This window comes from Enterobacter sp. Cy-643 (assembly GCF_011752815.1).
Taxonomy (GTDB): domain Bacteria; phylum Pseudomonadota; class Gammaproteobacteria; order Enterobacterales; family Enterobacteriaceae; genus Cedecea.
The window spans coordinates 1,662,947-1,682,813 of the sequence record NZ_VWWV01000001.1; the positions used below are offsets into that span (position 1 = coordinate 1,662,947).

15 protein-coding genes are annotated in these 19,867 nt (G+C 52.5%); 8 read left to right on the top strand and 7 right to left on the bottom strand.

All coding sequences use genetic code 11. The annotated features are described in order from the left end of the window. The first annotated feature begins 83 nt into the window (after positions 1–83). Entirely contained in the window at positions 84–938 is an 855-nt protein-coding gene (locus tag F3J29_RS07660; protein ID WP_166864584.1) for a LysR family transcriptional regulator, read from the top strand. Here the strand turns inward: F3J29_RS07660 and F3J29_RS07665 are convergent. Then, positions 925–2,427: a carboxylesterase/lipase family protein gene (locus tag F3J29_RS07665; protein ID WP_166864587.1), complete on the bottom strand. Its 1,503-nt coding sequence runs from the start codon at positions 2,425–2,427 to the stop codon at positions 925–927. The two genes, F3J29_RS07660 and F3J29_RS07665, sit on opposite strands and share 14 nt — an antisense overlap. Before the next feature lie 41 nt (positions 2,428–2,468). Continuing rightward, a complete protein-coding gene (gene hglS / locus F3J29_RS07670) occupies positions 2,469–3,812 on the bottom strand; it encodes a 2-oxoadipate dioxygenase/decarboxylase HglS (protein WP_166865051.1) in 1,344 nt (447 codons plus the stop codon). Between the two features lie 379 nt (positions 3,813–4,191). On the opposite strand from hglS, the gene F3J29_RS07675 reads away from it, so the two are divergent. Continuing rightward, on the top strand, positions 4,192–5,115 hold the full coding sequence (locus F3J29_RS07675) for a LysR substrate-binding domain-containing protein (protein ID WP_205246656.1): 924 nt from the start codon (positions 4,192–4,194) through the stop codon (positions 5,113–5,115). A 24-nt stretch (positions 5,116–5,139) separates the two neighbouring features. On the opposite strand, the gene smrA is transcribed toward F3J29_RS07675, so the two are convergent. After that, a complete protein-coding gene (gene smrA / locus F3J29_RS07680; protein WP_166864593.1) occupies positions 5,140–5,703 on the bottom strand; it encodes a DNA endonuclease SmrA in 564 nt (187 codons plus the stop codon). Positions 5,704–6,138: 435 nt separating this feature from the next. Between smrA and ogt the strand changes: the two genes are divergently transcribed. The 3 genes from ogt (at position 6,139) to uspE (ending at position 8,683) form a co-directional block, all read left to right on the top strand. Further along, positions 6,139–6,654, top strand: coding sequence for a methylated-DNA--[protein]-cysteine S-methyltransferase (ogt, locus tag F3J29_RS07685; protein WP_166864595.1), 516 nt, complete (start codon positions 6,139–6,141; stop codon positions 6,652–6,654). Between the two features lie 192 nt (positions 6,655–6,846). Further along, a complete protein-coding gene (fnr, locus tag F3J29_RS07690; protein ID WP_008456375.1) occupies positions 6,847–7,599 on the top strand; it encodes a fumarate/nitrate reduction transcriptional regulator Fnr in 753 nt (250 codons plus the stop codon). Positions 7,600–7,732: 133 nt separating this feature from the next. After that, a complete protein-coding gene (uspE, locus tag F3J29_RS07695) occupies positions 7,733–8,683 on the top strand; it encodes a universal stress protein UspE (protein ID WP_166864598.1) in 951 nt (316 codons plus the stop codon). A 111-nt stretch (positions 8,684–8,794) separates the two neighbouring features. On the opposite strand, the gene potE is transcribed toward uspE, so the two are convergent. From potE to pntA, 4 genes are all read right to left on the bottom strand, one after another. Continuing rightward, entirely contained in the window at positions 8,795–10,219 is a 1,425-nt protein-coding gene (potE, locus tag F3J29_RS07700) for a putrescine-ornithine antiporter (RefSeq protein WP_166864601.1), read from the bottom strand. Between the two features lie 31 nt (positions 10,220–10,250). Further along, positions 10,251–12,554 carry an Orn/Lys/Arg family decarboxylase gene (locus F3J29_RS07705; protein WP_166864604.1) on the bottom strand — a complete coding sequence of 768 codons (2,304 nt, stop codon included), beginning with the start codon at positions 12,552–12,554 and terminating at the stop codon, positions 10,251–10,253. A gap of 499 nt (positions 12,555–13,053) precedes the next feature. Next, positions 13,054–14,442 (bottom strand): Re/Si-specific NAD(P)(+) transhydrogenase subunit beta, encoded by a 1,389-nt coding sequence (pntB, locus tag F3J29_RS07710; protein WP_166864606.1) that lies wholly within the window; start codon positions 14,440–14,442, stop codon positions 13,054–13,056. A gap of 10 nt (positions 14,443–14,452) precedes the next feature. Then, on the bottom strand, positions 14,453–15,982 hold the full coding sequence (pntA, locus tag F3J29_RS07715; RefSeq protein WP_166864609.1) for a Re/Si-specific NAD(P)(+) transhydrogenase subunit alpha: 1,530 nt from the start codon (positions 15,980–15,982) through the stop codon (positions 14,453–14,455). Positions 15,983–16,526: 544 nt separating this feature from the next. Between pntA and ydgH the strand changes: the two genes are divergently transcribed. The 3 genes from ydgH (at position 16,527) to folM (ending at position 19,798) form a co-directional block, all read left to right on the top strand. Continuing rightward, positions 16,527–17,471 (top strand): DUF1471 family protein YdgH, encoded by a 945-nt coding sequence (gene ydgH, locus F3J29_RS07720; RefSeq protein ID WP_166864612.1) that lies wholly within the window; start codon positions 16,527–16,529, stop codon positions 17,469–17,471. A 188-nt stretch (positions 17,472–17,659) separates the two neighbouring features. Further along, positions 17,660–19,042: an amino acid permease gene (locus F3J29_RS07725; RefSeq protein ID WP_008456382.1), complete on the top strand. Its 1,383-nt coding sequence runs from the start codon at positions 17,660–17,662 to the stop codon at positions 19,040–19,042. A gap of 24 nt (positions 19,043–19,066) precedes the next feature. Next, positions 19,067–19,798, top strand: a complete 732-nt coding sequence (gene folM / locus F3J29_RS07730) for a dihydromonapterin reductase (RefSeq protein WP_166864615.1) — start codon at positions 19,067–19,069, stop codon at positions 19,796–19,798. Positions 19,799–19,867: the final 69 nt, after the last annotated feature.

The following is a 19,867-nucleotide window of genomic DNA, read 5'->3' on the forward strand; positions in this document are numbered from 1 at the left end:
TTCAATCTTGCTGCCATTGCCACGACAATCGAATTGTTGTCATAATAGCCATGCAAAAAATGCATAGCTCAGCGGAGAGCATCATGACCCGGCGTAATTTTCCCCTTAATACTCTCGATGCTTTTCTGGTCACGGCCAGGCACCTGAACCTCACCCGGGCGGCAAAAGAGCTTTGCCTGACGCAGGGCGCCGTCAGCCGAAAAATTGCGGCGCTGGAGCAGTGGCTGGGATTCGCACTTTTTGAGCGCCATGCACGCGGGTTACGCCTCACGCCGCAAGGTAGCGCCCTGCTGCCCGATCTCCAGAGCGCCTTTAACACGCTGCTGGACGTGGCCGACAGAGCCTGTCACAGGCCTGAGATTCTTCGTCTTAAGGCCCCCACCTGCGCCATGCGCTGGCTGGTGCCGAAGCTGATTCAGCTTGAGCAGCGTATGCCGGAGATCCAGGTCGCGTTGACCACGACCGTGGAGCACGGCGTCAATTTCAAAAACGAGCCGTTTGATGCCGCCATCGTGTTCGGGCAGCAGGCCAAAAGCGGCGCGCTGCTGTTTGAAGAAAGCCTGACGCCGGTTATCAGTCCGGCGCTGCTGCTGCCGGAGACGAGCAACTGGGAGCGTCTGACCTTTCTGCACCCGACTCGCGATCGCACCGACTGGTCATTATGGCTTGCAAATAACCCTTCGCCACCGCGGCAGTCGATGCAGAAAAATCAGCATTTCGACACTATGGATCTGGCGATCAGCGCCGCCATTCAGGGGTTTGGGATAGCCATCGCAGATGAAACGCTGGTGGCCGAAGATCTTCTTACCGGGCGGTTAGTCCGGCCTTTTGCCGGGAGCGTAAAAACCGGGGCCAGCTACAGGCTGGCGGTGAAGCCCGGCAGCGAAGGCGCCGCCGGGCTGGAGGCATTTTGCAATGCGTTACTCAGTCCAGGCTGACATGGTGTTTCATCACTCGCTTAAATAACTGCATTCTCAGCCGCATAAAGCGATTTTCTACCTTAAACTGCGCCCGTAGATGCACGCCCAGCCGCAGCGTGCGGTCCCGCCCTTTGGTGCTGGCGGGCCAGCTTATCGGCCCGGGTAGCGCTTTACTGTGCGCCCTGGCGCTGCGGGCGAAGCTGACCCAATAATCGCCAATTTGAGCGGCAAACTGCAGGTCTCGCTCAGTCACATATTCATTTGCGGGCGGGGAAAGTTGCAGCGTGTTAAAGACATAAGCCACTTCGTTGCCGTGCCAGGTGCCGTTGGCGTAGGTTTCACGCTCGGCCTCCGCCACGTAGTCAAAATAATACCGCCAGCAGGGCTGGCCTGCGCGCTGCTGCGCCTGCATCACCACAAAACCCAGCGTGGTAAACGCCATATCCCGGCACACCTGACGCCCCAGCTCAGCGTCGCCTTTAACGCCAGGATACAGCAGCTTGATAAGCCCCAAACCAAGACGCTTTTCCCGACGCAGAAGCTCAACCTGCCCGGCGGGATCTATCCCGAAGTAGCTCAGCACGCTGGCTTCATCGCTATTGCTGCCTACCATCAGCGGCATGCGGTGCTGCCGCGCGGCAAAAAACGTCTCCAGCATTGGTTCAGGCAAAACAATATCGCCGCTGATGGGCGTCGGTCCGATATTTAACGGGGCTTCAAGCGCCCATAACTCACTGGCGGGAAGGGAACGCAGCGCTTTTGCGTCTGCATTTTTCAACCCAAAATGTTCTGCCACCGCCACGCCGCGCTTCAATGCTTTACGACGATCGACATCCGGCAGCGTATAGGCACTTTGTATAATCCCTTTGTGGAACAGGCCGCTGGCTAAAGGCGACGCCAGCAGAGAAAGCACGCTGCGAGCACCTGCTGACTCGCCAAACAGCGTGACGTTGCCGGCATCACCGCCAAAGGCCGCGATGTTGTTCCGCACCCACTTCAGGGCGGCTATCTGATCGAGCAAGGCAAAGTTGTGAATCGGCCCGTCCGGGTTTTCTTCGTCCAGCGCGGGATGAGCAAAAAAGCCCAGATGCCCGAGCCGGTAGTTCACCGTCACTAACACCACGCCCCGCGAGGCCAGCGCGGCGCCATCATACGGAGGTAGAGAACCCGCGCCGATGGTAAAGCCGCCTCCGTGCAGCCAGACCATTACCGGCAAAGGCTGGTCTGTTCGCCGGGCGGGTGTCCAGATATTGAGATAAAGGCAGTCTTCTGAGAACTGCCCCGGATCGCCGCCGCCGACGGCTTTGCAGTATTCCAGGCTTTGCCAGCAGGCCGGAGCGAAAGTGTCGGCAACGCGAATACCTTGCCAGTTTTCTGGCGGCTGAGGCGCGCACCAGCGCAGGTTTTCAATGGGAGGCATGGCAAAAGGAATACCGCGATACACCGCAATATCCCCCTGAAGGACGCCGCTCAGTTGACCCTGAGCGACGTTAACAACGTGTTCCATCTGCTGTTCCTTGTGGCTGACATTCCAGCAGGGTAACGCGTTTACAGTAAACCGCAACGACGTTTGCTGCGATCCTCCGCCTGTTGATAAAGGCTGAACTCATCGGCCACCGTCTCGCCAAGCGCCGTTTCGAACTCGCTGCGGCTGGCGTGCCCGTGCTGCCGCTGCCCGCCGTCGCTGCCTAAATTCGACTGGAAGATGCCCGCGGCGCTAACCGGCAGGAAATCTTCATAGATGATAGGCTGGGCGATGAGCCAGCCGCGCTCGATCAGCAACTGCGGATCGTCGCCCGGTTTGATGGACTGCCGATGCATGTCCCCTACCGGCGTCAGGCGATAGCGGAAATAGGCCAGCCCCTGTCGACGAAGCAGCGCGTCGCTGTCCGGGAAGCGGCTGAACACCTCATGCAAATGCTGCTGATGGCTTAGATTGTCCGTGCCGTTACCCGCTTCGAGCAATAATTCATCATACAGCGCGCGGCCTTTAGGCGTCAGCGCCACGCCGCGCTGTTCAATCTCACCAAAACGGGCGGTGTGCGTGCCGTGATGCTCACCGGCAAACAAAATAGGCTCTTCCAGCGCTTTAAAACTGGTCTGACGCAGCAAAATGGGGCGCTCACGGCGAGGTGGCCCTTCAATAATGGCTTTGGGCGAAATGCCCCGCTCGGGCATCAGCGCCTGAACGCGGTCAATATCCAGCGTGCGCGGCGTGAGATGGTTGATATGGCAGCCACGGAAACAAACCACATCGGCAATCAGGCGATGTTCGTCGTGCAGGGCGCGGTAAGTGTCGGCGTCAACCGTGGCATGCTGATGCCAGCGGAAGGTTTCCAGCGCTTCGGCCACAAAGATGTTCGCTTCTGTCTCGCTAAAACCGCCCTGACTGTCGTGGAGATCGAGCATTTCGCGGCAGCGGGGAGTGAAGATGTCGCGTTTGTCGAGAATGGCGGCAGCACGCGCCCTGAGCGTCGGGTTATCGATAAGCTCGAGACGCAATAAAGAGGTAAACACGCGGAAGGGATTCCGCGCCAGCGCCTGGTCGTCAATCGGGCGGAACGCCGTGGAATGCACCGGCACGCCGGCCTGGGAAAGATCGTAGTAGCCCACCGGGTGCATGCCCATCACCGCGAAAATTCGCTTCAGCACGGCAAGTTCCCCGGCCTTACCTACTCGAATTGCGCCGTGGCGTTCCACATTTAATCTTGCCAGCTCGTCGGCATTTTCGAGTTGCTGGTGCAGCTCAGGATCGTGTTCCAGCACCGCCAGGTTTACATCCGCCACAAGTTCTAACAGCGTGCCGTATTGCGGAACTTCTTGCTGGTACATCGCCGACATAGCTTGCGAAAATTTGTCCCGAATCTCATCGGCCGTAAGGGTGTTCGCCATCATGTCATGCCTCCAGTGGATAGTGCTGAAAGCGTAGAACCTGGTAGATCACTTATCAGGAAGAATTTCCATTTTGTGATCTGCTTTGCAGCGCCTAAAAAGTAATTTTTTCAGCGCATTACATAACACTGCGTTATGAAGAATGGCCATAACAAAGAGTATAAATTAACAAAAAATTAACTAAAACAGGCCGTGTTAAAATCTGTAGACTCGCGTCACTTTTCAGCAAATTAGCCTCCACTTTGTCGAAATAATCTGCTCTGAATTAAATCGGTTATCTGCCTGGTCATAGCTAAATGTTAATAATATTTTGCAATCAAGTTATCAAAATTCAACACCAGGGCTTGTCAGCGAAGCCGGACTGTTTTTAACATCGCTTATGGAAAAAAATGGTCTCTTCAGTCAGCGCATTCGCTTGCGCCATTTACATACTTTCGTAGCCGTCGCACAGCAGGGAACACTGGGTCGCGCGGCTGAAACTCTTAACCTGAGCCAGCCGGCGCTCTCCAAAACCCTCAATGAACTGGAGCAGCTCACCGGTACGCGCCTGTTCGAACGCGGGCGGTTAGGCGCGCAGCTCACGCTCACCGGCGAGCAGTTTTTAACCCATGCGGTAAAAGTGCTTGATGCCCTGAATCATGCCGGGCAGTCGTTTGTTCGCCGGGAAAACCGACCTTCTGATGTGATACGGATTGGCGCCCTGCCTACCGCCGCGCTGGGCATTTTACCGACGGTGATCGGCGAGTTTCATAAGCAACAGAGCGACGTTACCCTGCAGGTTGGCACCATGAATAACACCATGCTGCTGGCGGGGCTGAAGTCAGGAGAACTGGATTTAGGGATTGGGCGCATGTCCGACCCTGAGCTGATGACGGGCCTGAACTATGAACTGCTGTTCCTTGAGTCTCTCAAGCTGGTTGTTCGCCCTAATCACCCGCTGCTGCATGAAAATATTACCCTTAGCCGGGTGATGGAATGGCCAGCGGTGGTTTCCCCCCAGGGCACCGTGCCGCGCGACAACGCGGAATCTTTGCTCGCTTCACAGGGCTGCAAGCTGCCTTCAACCTGCATCGAAACGCTGTCGGCCTCGCTCTCCCGACAGCTGACCGTAGACTACAACTATGTCTGGTTTGTCCCTTCTGGCGCGGTGAAGGACGATTTGCGCCAGGGTACGCTGACCGCGCTTCCTGTCCCGATTCCGGGCGTCGGGGAACCTATCGGGATCCTTACGCGGGTGGACACCCAGCTCTCAACGGCGGCGCAAATTTTGCTTTCTTCAATTCGTAAATCAATGCCGTCCTGAGGGAAATAGCCCCCATCCCGCCGCTCAACGGCTTCGTTTGGCGTGTTTCTCCCAGGTTTCCAGTTTGGCCTGCTCTGATTTTTTTAAAGCAACATAGCAGGCCCCGCTGCCGCCGTGATGCGGCATCGCCACGCAAAAAGCCTGGACTTCGTCAAACTCGGCCAGCCACCGCCCAAGGAAGCTCCGCACCACGTTGGCATGGGATTTATCTTCTCGCCCTTTGCCGTGCACGATCAGCAGATTACGCAGGCCATCCTGCTTTGCCTGCATAATGTAGGCAAACAGCATCTGCCGGCAGCGCTCTACGGGCTGGCGGAGCAGATTCAGGCTTGCCTGCTGGCTGTATTTTCCGAGCCGGAGCTTGTCCAGCACGCCGCTCTGCAGCCCTTCACGTTTGTACTCCAGCGGCATGTCGAGAGGAATGATGTCCAGAAAATCGGTGGTGAGAAAGTTATCAAGCTGGACAGGATCTGGCTTTACGCCAATGCTCTCTTTCTGAGGTTTGATCCACTGGCTGTTCGCACAGTTTTTCAGCGGTTTGACATCCTCCATGGCGTCAAGAAAAAGCGATTTGTCGTCAAGGTTCACGGTCAATCCTCCTGAGTTAGCTGCCGCTACTATAACCCCGCCCTGTCTGAGGCTCAACGGGACAGCCGTGGGAGATATTCCAGAATAGTTGGCAAATTATTTATGTCACCGACTCTTTAAAATGAAAATATAAAGTTTGCATTTACGTTAAAGAAAGGTAAATAAAATAAATTATTATCCTTTTCACCCCGGAAATAATCATCGCCAAAAGCAGACAGGAGGTGATAACTATTTCGGGTGATGCGCCAGGGAAGTTATCAAACTTTTTTCTCCACGTCCGGCCATTATTTTCACTCTCTACCGTTTTCGTCAGGGGATCCAGACAGGGTGATAATCCTTTTGAGGTCTGGCTGACGCCGTTACGGGCATGTTATCTTTTCAGCCTCAAAATGGGCCGCGCACTCGTTCAGGCCTGACAAAAAACGGAGTAATACCGTGCTGACAATACTGGAAGATAAGATTGACACCCCGCTTGGGGCGCTGTGGATCCTTTGCGACGAGCAGTTCAGGCTTCGGGCCGTGGAATGGGAAGAACACAGCGACCGCATGGCACAGTTGCTGAATATTCACTATGGGAAACAAGGGTTTCAACGCGTCAGCAGCCGTAACCCCGGAGGCCTTAGCGACAGGCTAAGTGACTATTTTGCTGGGGATTTGGCGGTGATTGATACTCTGCCCACGGCGACGGCAGGTACGGATTTCCAGCGCCAGGTTTGGCAGGCCCTGCGCGATATTCCCTGCGGGCGAGTGATGCATTATGGCGAGCTGGCGGAACAGCTAGGCCGCCCTGGCGCCGCCCGCGCAGTCGGCGCCGCGAACGGCTCAAACCCGGTGAGTATTGTGGTGCCTTGCCATCGCGTCATTGGTCGAAACGGCACGATGACCGGTTACGCGGGCGGCGTGGCGCGAAAAGAGTGGCTGCTGCGCCATGAAGGTTATTTATTGCTGTAATGGTGCCAAAAGTGCGGCTATTTATTCCAAAACAGAGTAGCTGCATTTTAATGTTTCAGGGAATTCAACAAGATGAAGGTCCTTTTTTAACTCCCTTCCTTTATTATTGTCCGGATAACGTTCTGCCAGACTTACCTGATCGCGAAAAAGATGTTAAAATTGACCAATATCAATTACGGTCCGAGCATATCTATGATCCCTGAAAAGCGTATTATTCGACGAATTCAGTCTGGCGGTTGTGCTATCCATTGCCAGGATTGCAGCATCAGTCAATTATGCATCCCCTTCACGCTTAATGAGCATGAACTCGATCAGCTTGATAATATCATCGAGCGTAAAAAGCCGATTCAAAAGGGTCAAACCCTGTTTAAAGCAGGTGATGAACTGAAATCGCTGTACGCTATTCGCTCCGGCACCATCAAAAGCTACACGATTACCGAGCAAGGCGATGAGCAAATCACCGGTTTCCACCTCGCGGGCGACCTGGTCGGCTTCGACGCCATCGGCACTGGCCATCACCCGAGCTTTGCTCAGGCACTCGAAACGTCGATGGTTTGTGAAATCCCGTTTGAAACGCTTGACGATTTGTCCGGTAAAATGCCGAGTCTGCGCCAGCAGATGATGCGCCTGATGAGCGGCGAAATTAAAGGCGACCAGGACATGATTTTACTGCTGTCGAAAAAGAATGCCGAAGAGCGCCTGGCGGCGTTTATCTACAATCTTTCTCGCCGCTTTGCGCAGCGTGGTTTCTCACCGCGTGAGTTCCGCCTGACCATGACCCGCGGCGACATCGGTAACTATCTGGGTCTGACGGTAGAAACCATCAGCCGCCTGCTGGGTCGCTTCCAGAAAAACGGTATGCTGGCGGTGAAAGGCAAGTACATCACTATCGAGAATATCGATCTGTTATCCGACCTCGCGGGCCAGTCGCGCAGTGTTGCCTGATAACCATTCCCTTTGCCGGATCGGCTTTTATCCCTTTTATTGATCCGGCAAGGGCTCTCCACCTGTTTCATTCCTTTCTTATGGGTTAATCTTACTTCACAGACTGTGGTTAAGCAGTTGTAAGGAGACCTGTATGGCAAACTACCAAAACATGCTAGTCGCGATTGATCCTAACCAGGACGATCAACCTGCCCTGCGGCGTGCTGTTTATTTGCATCAACGGATTGGCGGCAGGATCAAAGCCTTCCTGCCTATCTATGATTTTTCCTACGAAATGACCACGCTTCTGTCGCCCGATGAACGCACCGCGATGCGCAAAGGGGTTATCAGCCAGCGAACGGCCTGGATTAAACAACAGGCGCATTACTACATCGAAGCCGGTATCCCCATTGATATCAAGGTGGTGTGGCATAACCGCCCGTTCGAAGCCATCATCCAGGAAGTGATCGCCGGCGGGCACGATCTGCTGCTAAAAATGGCGCACCAGCATGACAAACTGGAAGCCGTGATCTTCACTCCAACCGACTGGCATTTGCTGCGTAAATGCCCCTGCCCGGTGTGGATGGTCAAAGACCAGCCGTGGCCGGAAGGCGGTAAGGCGCTGGTGGCGGTGAACCTTGCCAGCGAAGAGCTTTACCACAACGCGCTGAATGAAAAACTGGTGAGAGAGACGCTGAAGCTGGCGGATGATGTCAACCATACCGAAGTTCACCTGATTGGCGCGTATCCGGTTACCCCCATCAACATTGCCATTGAGCTGCCTGATTTTGATCCGAGCGTTTATAACGACGCCATTCGCGGCCAGCATCTTGTTGCCATGAAGGCGCTGCGTCAGAAATACGGCATTGATGAAAAGATGACGCACGTTGAGAAAGGGCTGCCGGAAGAGGTGATCCCGGATCTGGCCGAACACCTTCAGGCCGGGATTGTGGTACTCGGCACCGTTGGGCGAACGGGACTTTCCGCAGCGTTTCTGGGCAACACCGCAGAACAGGTTATCGACCATTTGCGCTGTGATTTATTGGTAATAAAACCGGACGATTACCAGACGCCGGTCGAAATGGACGACCCGGAAGACGACTGATGTCGCCATCCATTCAAGTAAAAACCCCGCAGTCCATTTACCTGCGGGGTTTTTATTGGTCAGTGCTTGGAGCCGAATACGTTCCCGCTATTCTGCCCGAGCACGGGCCTTTTACTTATCCCGGTACGGAATAGCCGGCACATCCTCTTCACCAGTGATAACCCGGTCCGGATGTACAAGTTGTTCCCCCTTCACAAATCTGGCACTGACGGCGCCAAACAATGTAAAGCCAAGAATGGTGGCTACGCCCCCGTACATCAAAGCCTTATCACCAGAATTCACTAACGCAAAGTAGCTGTACGCAGCCCCAATCCCTGCGATTGCGTTATTCAACAGAGCCTTACGGCTCGGTACCCGGTTGATTTCCTGAATGGTTACCAGGGCCGCCATAGACAGGATATAGGGAATAAGATTCGTGACGACCGACAGGTCAACTACCGTTGAAAATTGGTCAGAGACACCCAGATTACCGCTGGCTACATGATGAATCCAGCCGTAGCGAGTCCCGTCAGGGCTGGCGGGAATTGAAAACCAACCCAGAATGGTTTGAATCCCCAACAGAATCAGCATTCCTGCGATGGGGGTTCCACTCTTATTACATTTAGCGAAAATTCGCACAAAATAGCCCACTTCCGCAGAACTCTTGAAGACTTGTGCAGTAGTGAACTGCCAGCCAAGTAAGGAACCGATGCAGGCGATAATCATCAGACCCGTGATGATATTCCCTACCATGGGAGTAAACATCGTGGCGAATACCAGGCCAAACGGCGCGTTTGAACTGGCAAGTTCAGCGTTGGGAATAATGCCGCCAATGACGTTGGTCGACACGATATAGATAACCGCAGAGCCCAATGTCCCGAAGAGCACGGCGATGGGTACATTCTTTTTAGGATTATCCACTGCATCACTGTTCGCGCAGGCTGATTCGAGCCCAAGAAAGGCCCACAGCGTGATGGCTACAGAAGAGCCTGCGGCATCAAGTAGCGTGCTGTTATGAGGGTTCCAGCCTGCGGCATATATTTCGGGTTTAAACCAGAACCATCCAACCGTCGATACCACCACGACCGGCGCGATCACCCCCCAAACGGTGACGCCACCAATTTTACCGGTTATGCTGGCCCCACCAAAATTAGCAAACGTGGTTAACCATAAGAGCCCTATCGTCATTAATCCAATTTGCAGAGGATTAGGATCAATATTGAATAGCCCAATAATATAACCCACGGCGGTGATGGATATCGCGACGTTACCAATGACGATCGCAACGCCATAGGTGTAGTTTGCAATGTAATTCCCCGCCTTACCAAAGGCATACTCAGCGTAACCGCCCATGCCACCAAGCTTATTACTCATCGTACCGCAGCAGGCAAAAGCCCAGGCCAGCGCCATTGAACCCACGGCAGTAATCACCCAGGATACTATCGAAATATTCCCGACTTGAGCCAGCTTAGTCGGTAGTAATATTATTCCCGATCCTAACATGTTGATGGCAGTCAACATGGTTAGCTGAGTGACACTCATTTTCTTAATTGCCATATTCACTCTCCTGCAGCTAACTGGGTTACCGTTAGATGCTTTCTTTTAGGCATTGAACGTAATAAACCCCATTTTTATTCTCTACACCATGGATATCATGGCCAAAACCTGGGAATCGCCGATCCCATAATTGCAGAATCTGCAAATATCTGATGTATGGGCTATCTTTATCTCCCGCGTTCTCGCCTGGCATGATCATTGGAATGCCCGGCGGATAAGGAACAACACCGGTCGCAAGAGTGCGGTTGTAAAGATCATCCACGCTAACTGTTTCAATATCGTTGTGTACGAGTCTGATATAAGCCTCAGCTGGGGTGAGTATCGGCTTCGGTAATATGGTGAAAGCTTTCTCCTGAACCTTTATGAGATCTGTTTCTTTGAAAAAGAGGAACATTTCATTCGCAAGATCTTTCAATCCTTTATTTTTGAACGCTTCAGGGCATTCGTTTTCATGTGCATAAAGGAGGTGTTTGACCGGAATATTGTTATCGTATGCATCTTTAAATTTGAGTAATGCATTGATCAATGTTCCGTATTTCCCTTTGGTAATACCAAGGGAAAAAAGAAACAGAATGGTGAAATCAGTGGTCTTTTCAACTTGAATGCCTTTCTGGCTCAGAAAAGCAGTCACCAGTGAAGCAGGAATGCCGGCGTTCTCAAGTGAGCCATCCGTCGCCACGCCAGGCATCACGACGGATACTTTTATCGGATCCAGCATACAGTAGCCGTCTTCGATTCCCTTAAAACCGTGCCATATATCACCCTCTCGCAATTCCCAGCAACGCGGGTCGGTAACTAAAAGAGACAGGGGCGCATCTTCAAAAGAAATTTTCTTTCCGGACTCCGGGTCGGGGACAAAGTCTGCATTCCAGGTGGAGAAAAACCAGTCGTCATTTTCCTGAAGTTCTCTTCGAATACGCCTGACGGCCTGGCGAAAACGAACCGCTTCAGTAATTGATTCTGTAGTAAGGTGCTGACCACTTTGCCCCCGCATCATTTCTGCCGAAACTTCGTTAGCCATAATTATCGGATACAGCGGCGACGTCGAGGCATGCATCATATAAGCTTCGTTGAAGCGTTCATGAGGAACCGAATTTCGTCCATCCCGCACTCCAATCAGCGAGGCCTGCGAAAGTGCAGCTAACAGCTTGTGCGTTGAGGTTGTAGTGAAAATTGTGGGCAAATCCCTTGGATAATCATCGGGTTCCCCATACATGCCAAACCGTTCTGCATAGAGCGGGTTAAATCGCGCATAGCCGTACCATGCCTCATCAAAATGAATACGATCGACGCTGCTGTTGAGCTGCTTAATAACCGTAGGCACATGGTAGGTCAGGCCATCATAGGTCGAATTTGTGATAATGCTGTGCAGCGGTTTTTTATTCTTATCTGTGGCGAGAGGATTTGAAGCGATAGCTTCTTTAACTGCATCTCCACTCAGTTGACGGGCATATACCGGCCCAATAATGCCGAGGTAGTTTCTCGAAGGCATCAAATACGTTGGGATGACGCCCGTCATCGTCAGGGCCTGTTCCGTAGATTTATGGGCGTTACGGTCGCACAGGGCATAGTCGTCACGGGCTACGGAAGACATCATAATGACTCTGTTGGACATGGAAGAACCATTGGTAACGGTATAGGCCCTGTCCGCGCCAAATACCCGAGCGCAGAACTTTTCGCTATCACCAATCGGACCGCTATGATCCAGCAGAGACCCTAATTCTCCGACGGAAATAGAAAGATCGGAGCGCAAAAGATTTTCCCCAAAATAATCATGAAATGCCCGGCCAACGGCCGATTTCATGAATGCCGTCCCTCCGGCATGGCCTGGGGTATGCCATGAATATTCATATTTTTCCGCAAACTCAAAAATTGCACGAGTCAGCGGCGGAACAATTTTATCCCGATAAGCTAAAATAGCCGAATGAATCCTACCTGCCAGGAAAAAAGGTGTATCTTCTTGAACCCAAATTAATTCATCAGTTTCACGCATTATTTCATGATTTAAATTCTCAGCCTGTCGATTATCTAATAATAGAAATAAAGGGATGGACTGATTTTTACGTCGAAGAGATTGTATTACTCTCTTTGCCGATTCATTATTCTGTTCACTATCACTCATTACCCAATCGAGGAGTACGAGCTCAATGGTTTCATCATTATTTAAAACCGCGGCAGCGTCATCAGCAGAATCGGCAAAAACAGTGGCGACATCCTTACTGTTTAACGCATTAATAAGATTAGAAATAGAATCATTGACTACGCTAACATGACAGGCGGAATTATGAACAATTAACGCCTTGAGCGATATTATCCTTTCACTGCGAATATCCATAGTAACCTCCGGGATTGTGCGATTTTATTTTCAATAAAAACAGACAATTTATATTCAAAATGAAATGTTGAATCACCTTTATCGTATACCACTCTCCAATATAGACCATGCTGTATCAGATAGCGTTAACAGAAATCTTTAAATCATTTCTTGCGTATTTTTACATCTACAGCTATGGGATGTTTAACAGCCTCAGAGAAAGGCCTGAATAAATTTAGTGGCTTTCAGGATATACAGACGATTTTTCCCGATGATAACCCAATGCGCTGAAATCAATATTTTTACAGGATGATGACAAATGGCGTGATTGTTTATTTCTAGAACTAAAAAAATCTTCTTGAGATCCTTTCAATACCTTCTTCCTCCAGATCTGCTTGTTTTGTAAAATATCACACGCTGCGACTTCGCTCTGATTGCGCCTGAACGTGCGTTTTCGTTCCTGATCCATACCCCAAAAAAAAGCCGCCCATTTGGGCGGCATTCACAAGACGGCTAACGCTTACAGCGCTTTCAGAATCGCTTCGACACTGGCTTTGGCATCACCAAACAGCATCTGGGTGTTCTCTTTAAAGAACAGCGGGTTCTGTACGCCTGCGTAACCGGTATTCATCGAGCGCTTAAACACTATCACGTTCTGCGCTTTCCACACTTCCAGCACCGGCATACCGGCGATTGGGCTACGCGGATCGTCCTGAGCAGCCGGGTTCACGGTGTCGTTCGCCCCGATAACCAGCACGGTGTCGGTATCGGCGAAATCGTCGTTGATCTCGTCCATTTCCAGCACCACATCGTATGGCACTCGCGCTTCAGCCAGCAAAACGTTCATGTGGCCAGGCAAACGCCCTGCAACGGGGTGAATCCCAAAGCGCACTTTTACCCCGCGAGCACGAAGCTTCTCGGTGATTTCTGCCACCGGATACTGCGCCTGTGCCACCGCCATGCCGTAGCCTGGGGTGATGATCACCGACGTGGAATTCTTCAGCATTTCAGCCGTTTCTTCCGCGCTGATTTCACGGTGTTCACCCGCTTCTTCCGTTTCACCGGTTGAAGAACCGTCGGTACCGAAACCGCCGGCAATCACGCTGATAAACGAGCGATTCATCGCCTTACACATAATGTAGGACAGGATGGCACCAGAAGACCCCACCAGCGCACCAGTGACAATAAGCAGGTCATTGCTGAGCATAAAGCCCGCAGCCGCTGCGGCCCAGCCGGAATACGAGTTAAGCATCGACACCACAACCGGCATGTCTGCCCCGCCGATGGACGCCACCAGATGCCAGCCAAACGCCAGCGCAATGATAGTCATCACCAGCACGGCCAGAACCTGCAGGCCAACGCTTTCTGTACGCACAAACACCAGCAGCAGCGCGAAGGAAACCACCAGCGCCGCCAGATTGAGCTTATGACGATTTGGCAGCATCAGCGGTTTAGACGAAATTTTACCGCGCAGCTTGCCGAAGGCGACAATAGACCCGGTAAAGGTCACTGCCCCGATGAAGATCCCGATGAAGACTTCCGTTAAGTGGATATTCTCCATGATCGGCTCAAGGCCAGGACCGTGATCGAGGTAGCTGTTAAAGCCAACCAGCACCGCCGCCAGGCCCACAAAGCTGTGCAGCACGGCAACCAGCTCCGGCATTTCGGTCATTTCGACTTTCTTCGCCAGGTGAATACCAATCGCCCCGCCGATGACCATCGCGATGATAATCCACACGACGTTGCCGGTTTCCGGGCCAAAAATGGTCGCCACCAGCGCAATCGCCATCCCCGCGATACCGAACAGGTTGCCCTGCTTTGAGGTTTCGTGTTTGGACAGGCCAGCCAGGCTAAAAATAAACAGGATCGCGGCAACAATGTATGCAGCTGTAACTAATCCACCAGACATATGTTACCCCTTAGTTCTTCCGGAACATTTTCAGCATGCGCTGAGTGACGGTGAAACCACCAAAAATATTGATACTGGCGATCAGTACCGCAATGAAGCTCAGGAAGCTGACCCAGCCGCCGTGACCGATTTGCAGCAGCGCGCCCACCACGATTATCCCCGAAATGGCGTTAGTTACCGACATCAGCGGCGTATGCAAAGCATGGGAAACGTTCCATACCACGTAGTAGCCCACCACGCAGGCCAGCGCAAAGACGGTGAAGTGACCAAGGAACTCTTTTGGCGCCACGCTCGCGAACCAGCCAAACAGAATAATCGCCAGCGCCATCAGGCCATATTTAAACCATGGAGACGTTGGTTTTTTCTCTTCGACCGGCTCCGCGGCTGGTTTTGCTGCGGCCTGAGGCTGGACTGACACCTGAATCGGCGGCGCAGGCCAGGTGACTTCACCTTCGCGAATAACGGTCACGCCGCGCACGACAACATCATCAAAATCGACGGTGATATTGCCGTCTTTTTCCTTGCACAGCAGCTTGAGCAGGTTCACGAGGTTAGTGCCGTAAAGCTGGGAGGACTGGGTCGGCAAACGGCCCGGCAGATCGGTATAACCAATGACCTTCACCCCGTTCGGGGTCACGGTGACCTGGTTCGCAACGGTGTATTCGCAGTTGCCGCCGTTTTGAGCCGCGAGATCGACAATCACGCTGCCCGGCTGCATGGAATCCACCATTTCACGGGTAATCAACGTCGGCGCAGGTTTGCCCGGAATCAGTGCGGTGGTCACAATAATATCCACCTCTTTCGCCTGGGCAGCAAACAGCGCCATTTCGGCTTTGATAAAGGCTTCGGACATCACCTTCGCATAGCCATCCCCGCTGCCTGCTTCTTCTTTGAAGTCCAGCTCGAGGAATTCGGCGCCCATGCTTTGCACCTGTTCTTTCACTTCCGGGCGGGTATCAAACGCGCGAACAATTGCCCCAAGGCTATTGGCCGCGCCAATCGCCGCCAGACCCGCAACACCCGCACCGATAACCATCACTTTCGCCGGCGGGACTTTACCGGCAGCGGTGATTTGCCCGGTGAAGAACCTGCCAAATTCATGCGCGGCTTCCACAATCGCACGGTAACCGGCGATGTTAGCCATAGAGCTAAGCGCATCCAGCGACTGCGCACGTGAAATACGCGGCACTGAGTCCATCGCCATAACGGTGATGTTCCTTGCTGCCAGTTTTTCAAGCAGCTCCGGGTTTTGCGCCGGCCAGATAAAGCTGACAAGCGTCGAACCTTCACGGGCAAGTTCAATTTCATTATCCAGCGGAGCATTAACTTTAAGGATAATGTCCGACTGCCAGACATCATCAGCGCTGGCAACGATCGCGCCTGCGCGCTCAAAAGCTTCGTCGTCGAAGCTTGCCAGTTTTCCCGCATCGCTTTCAACGGCGACAGTGAACCCCAGTTTAATCAGCTGCTCTACCGTTTTCGGCGTGGCTGCTACACGGGTTTCATTGGCCAACCGCTCTGTTGGTACACCAATACGCATAGTATTCCCTTCCATCTGTTTTTGATGATGGTTTGCCAGACCTTGCCATGGCCAGACGCAAGCATCCGCCCGCATGCACAGGCAGATATCTGTTCCATTACCACTTCAACAAAAAATACATCTGTAACAAACTTTTTATAACCTACTGAAAATAACGACTGTGATCTACATCCGTATCCTGGTATTTCTATTTTTATCGCAAAAATTCAGTCATCATGCACTCAGACAGCTGTTTTAATCTTTATTTACACGCCGAGGCCTGATAATACGCTTAGCCTGGACGGTAAGACATGATTCTACGCCGTAATAAAAATCATTTTTAACAACATTTTAACCAAAAAAGTCATAAGCTTTATCAGTTTTAGCGGTGAGTGCCTCTTTTTTTAACTTAATAACGTTTGTCACGGTTATTCATCGCCGGGAAGGCACAAGGCGCGAAAAATGCCGCAGACAAGGACGTTATTTCAAGCCATAATCGGCAGCTAATCGGTCTTAATCAGAGAAGTACCTGTATTCATTTTGCGCAAGGCGAAGGATTATTTTTATGAATCTCAAGAACACCCTTCTGGCGTCAGCTCTTATTTCCGTCACCTCGCTGTCCGCTCAGGCGGCGACCGAACTGACACCAGAGCAGGCGGCCGCACTTAAGCCGTACGATCGAATCACTATCACAGGCCGCTTTAATGCTATCGGCGATGCTGTTGCCGCCGTTTCTCGCCGCGCAGACGCTATCGGGGCCGCCTCTTTCTACGTGCTGGACACCAGCGCAATGGGCGAAAGCGGCAACTCCCGCGTCGTGGCTGATGTTTATAAGAATGATGCACCTAAAGCCGATGCGCCGAAGAACCGTGTCATCAATGGCGTGATGGAACTGCCGAAAGACCAGGCTTATGGTCTTGAACCTTTTGATACCGTCACCGTTCAAGGGTTCTTCCGTACCCAACCGGACGTTAACGATGCCATTACTAAAGCCGCACGCGAAAAAGGGGCGGCCTCCTTCTTTATTGTCCGTCAGGTCGATACAAACCAGGGCGGCAACCAGCGCGTAACGGCGTTTATCTATAAAGCTGACGCTAAAAAACGTGTTGTTCAAAGTCCGGATCTGCTGCCAGCAAACTCCGAAGCCGGTAAAGCCGCGCTCGCTGCGGGCGGTGCTGCTGCCAAAAATGTGGAAATCCCAGGCGTGGCTTCTTCAGAAACGCCTTCTTCCGACGTGGGCCGTTTCTTTGAAACCCAGTCATCTCAGGGCACACGTTATACCGTAACACTTCCAAACGGCACCAAAGTACAGGAAGTAAACAAGATAACGGCTGCCCAGATGGTGCCGTTTGACAGTATTAAGTTCACCGGTAACTTCAGCAGCATGACCGAAGTTTCCTACCAGGTTGCGAAGCGTGCAGCCGATAAAGGCGCTAAGTTCTACCACATCACTCGCCAGTGGCAGGAACAAGGTAACAACTTAACCGTCAGCGCAGACCTGTTTAAATAAGATACACTATTCATCAAAGGGCAGCTTCCGCTGCCCTTTTTTGTGCACTCAAATCATTTTATCGCACCACGCGCATTGCAAGCAGTGTGCACACTCCGTAAAATCCCGCGCCTTAGCGTGATCCTCCATTTATATGCGAAAAAGCAAAATAATTATGCTGGAACACTTCTGACCTCAACAGGATGCGTATGGAAAAGAAACTTGGCCTCGCAGCGCTCACCGCGCTGGTATTAAGCTCCATGCTCGGCGCGGGCGTGTTTAGCCTGCCGCAAAATATGGCAAGCGTTGCGAGTCCGGCTGCGTTACTGATCGGTTGGGCGATCACTGGCGTAGGCATTCTCCTTCTGGCTTTGGCGATGCTGGTGCTTACCCGATTACGACCGGATTTAGACGGCGGAATATTCACCTACGCGCGTGAGGGTTTTGGGGAGCTTATTGGCTTTTTCTCTGCCTGGGGTTACTGGCTGTGTGCGGTAATCGCCAACGTTTCTTACCTGGTCATTGTTTTCTCCGCCCTGAGCTTCTTTACCGACACGCCTGAGCTGCGCCTGTTTGGTGACGGCAATACCTGGCAATCCATCGTTGGCGCATCAGTGCTGTTATGGATGGTGCACTGGCTGGTGCTGCGAGGCGTACAAACGGCGGCCAGCATCAACCTGGTCGCAACGCTTGCGAAGCTGCTGCCTTTGGGGATGTTTGTGGTACTGGCGGCAGTTGCTTTTAAGCTATCTACCTTCTCTCTCGATTTTACCGGTATTAAACTCGGCGTTCCCGTCTGGGAACAGGTGAAAAACACCATGCTGATTACCCTTTGGGTCTTTATCGGCGTGGAAGGGGCCGTGGTGGTATCCGCACGAGCAAGAAATAAAAAAGACGTTGGCAGAGCAACGCTTCTGGCTGTCATTGCCGCACTCAGCGTCTACCTGCTGGTCACCCTACTTTCACTCGGCGTAGTTGCTCGCCCTGAGCTTGCTGCAATGCGCAATCCGTCGATGGCTGGCCTGATGGTCGAAATGATGGGCCCGTGGGGGGAAGTGATTATTGCTGCCGGATTGATTGTTTCCGTGTGCGGCGCGTACCTGAGCTGGACAATTATGGCTGCAGAAGTGCCATTGCTGGCGGCAACCCATAAAGCTTTCCCCAAAATGTTTGCCCGTCAGAACAAAAACAACGCACCGTCGGCTTCCCTTTGGCTGACGAATATTAGCGTGCAGGTGTGCCTCGTGCTGATCTGGCTGACCGGGTCGGACTACAACACGCTGCTAACCATCGCCTCAGAAATGATTCTGGTGCCTTATTTCCTGGTGGGTGCATACCTGCTGAAAATCGCGACCCGCCCTCTGCACAAGGCGATTGGTTTTGGAGCCTGCCTTTACGGTTTGTGGCTGCTTTACGCGTCGGGCCCGATGCACCTGCTGCTTTCAGTCGTATTGTATGCGCCTGGTTTGTTAGTCTTTATTTACGCGCGTCGTACCCATACGCACGAAAAGTCGCTAAATTTAAAAGAAAGAACGATGATTTGCCTGATGCTGCTGGCAGCATTTCCGGCAACGTGGATGCTGGTGGGGTAACGAATCCTTTCCCCGGCGGCTATTGTGGATAAGGGGAACCAAGTTATTAACCGACCCATTCTTATCACCGGTGCAGGCCAGCGTATTGGCCTGGCACTGGCCCAGCATTTTCTGGCTAAATCTCAGCCGGTAATTGTCAGCTATCGCACTCGCCATCCCGCTGTCGACAAACTTGAGCAGGCCGGTGCTACTTGCCTGTACGCCGACTTTTCAACGAATGAAGGTATCCTTGAATTCGCTGAACGGGTGAAGTCGCTCACGCCCGCGCTGCGCGCCATCATTCATAATGCCAGCGAATGGAAACCAGAAACCCGCGACACGGCCCTGTGCGATACGCTCCAGGCAATGATGCAGATTCATGTTGCCACGCCCTACTTACTTAACCATGAGCTGGAGAGTTTGCTGCGCGGACACGGTCAGGCGGGGAGCGATATCATCCATCTGACTGATTACGTGGCGGAGCGCGGCAGCGACAAACATATCGCTTACGCCGCCAGTAAAGCGGCGCTTGAAAACATGACGCTCTCTTTTGCGCTTAAACTGGCCCCGGAAGTCAAGGTCAACGCCATCGCACCTGCCCTGATCATGTTTAATACCGACGACGATGCCGATTATCGCCAGCGCTCTCTTAACAAATCGTTAATGAAAATCGCCCCGGGTGAACAGGAAATTGTGCGTCTGGTTGAGTATCTGTTGGCCAGCCGCTATGTCACCGGCAGAAGTCATGCCGTTGACGGAGGCCGGCACCTACGCTAACGCTGTTTACCAACCATTAATGGTGTAATCTATTGCATCATTGTATGTTCAAATTTTAAAAGCCGACGC

Coding starts and splice junctions, on each gene's coding strand:
- F3J29_RS07660 (WP_166864584.1), top strand. CDS start 84: ATGACCCGGCGTAATTTTCCCCTTAATACTCTCGATGCTTTTCTGGTC.
- F3J29_RS07665 (WP_166864587.1), bottom strand. CDS start 2,427: ATGGAACACGTTGTTAACGTCGCTCAGGGTCAACTGAGCGGCGTCCTT.
- hglS (WP_166865051.1), bottom strand. CDS start 3,812: ATGGCGAACACCCTTACGGCCGATGAGATTCGGGACAAATTTTCGCAA.
- F3J29_RS07675 (WP_205246656.1), top strand. CDS start 4,192: ATGGAAAAAAATGGTCTCTTCAGTCAGCGCATTCGCTTGCGCCATTTA.
- fnr (WP_008456375.1), top strand. CDS start 6,847: ATGATCCCTGAAAAGCGTATTATTCGACGAATTCAGTCTGGCGGTTGT.
- uspE (WP_166864598.1), top strand. CDS start 7,733: ATGGCAAACTACCAAAACATGCTAGTCGCGATTGATCCTAACCAGGAC.
- potE (WP_166864601.1), bottom strand. CDS start 10,219: ATGGCAATTAAGAAAATGAGTGTCACTCAGCTAACCATGTTGACTGCC.
- F3J29_RS07705 (WP_166864604.1), bottom strand. CDS start 12,554: ATGGATATTCGCAGTGAAAGGATAATATCGCTCAAGGCGTTAATTGTT.
- pntB (WP_166864606.1), bottom strand. CDS start 14,442: ATGTCTGGTGGATTAGTTACAGCTGCATACATTGTTGCCGCGATCCTG.
- pntA (WP_166864609.1), bottom strand. CDS start 15,982: ATGCGTATTGGTGTACCAACAGAGCGGTTGGCCAATGAAACCCGTGTA.
- ydgH (WP_166864612.1), top strand. CDS start 16,527: ATGAATCTCAAGAACACCCTTCTGGCGTCAGCTCTTATTTCCGTCACC.
- F3J29_RS07725 (WP_008456382.1), top strand. CDS start 17,660: ATGGAAAAGAAACTTGGCCTCGCAGCGCTCACCGCGCTGGTATTAAGC.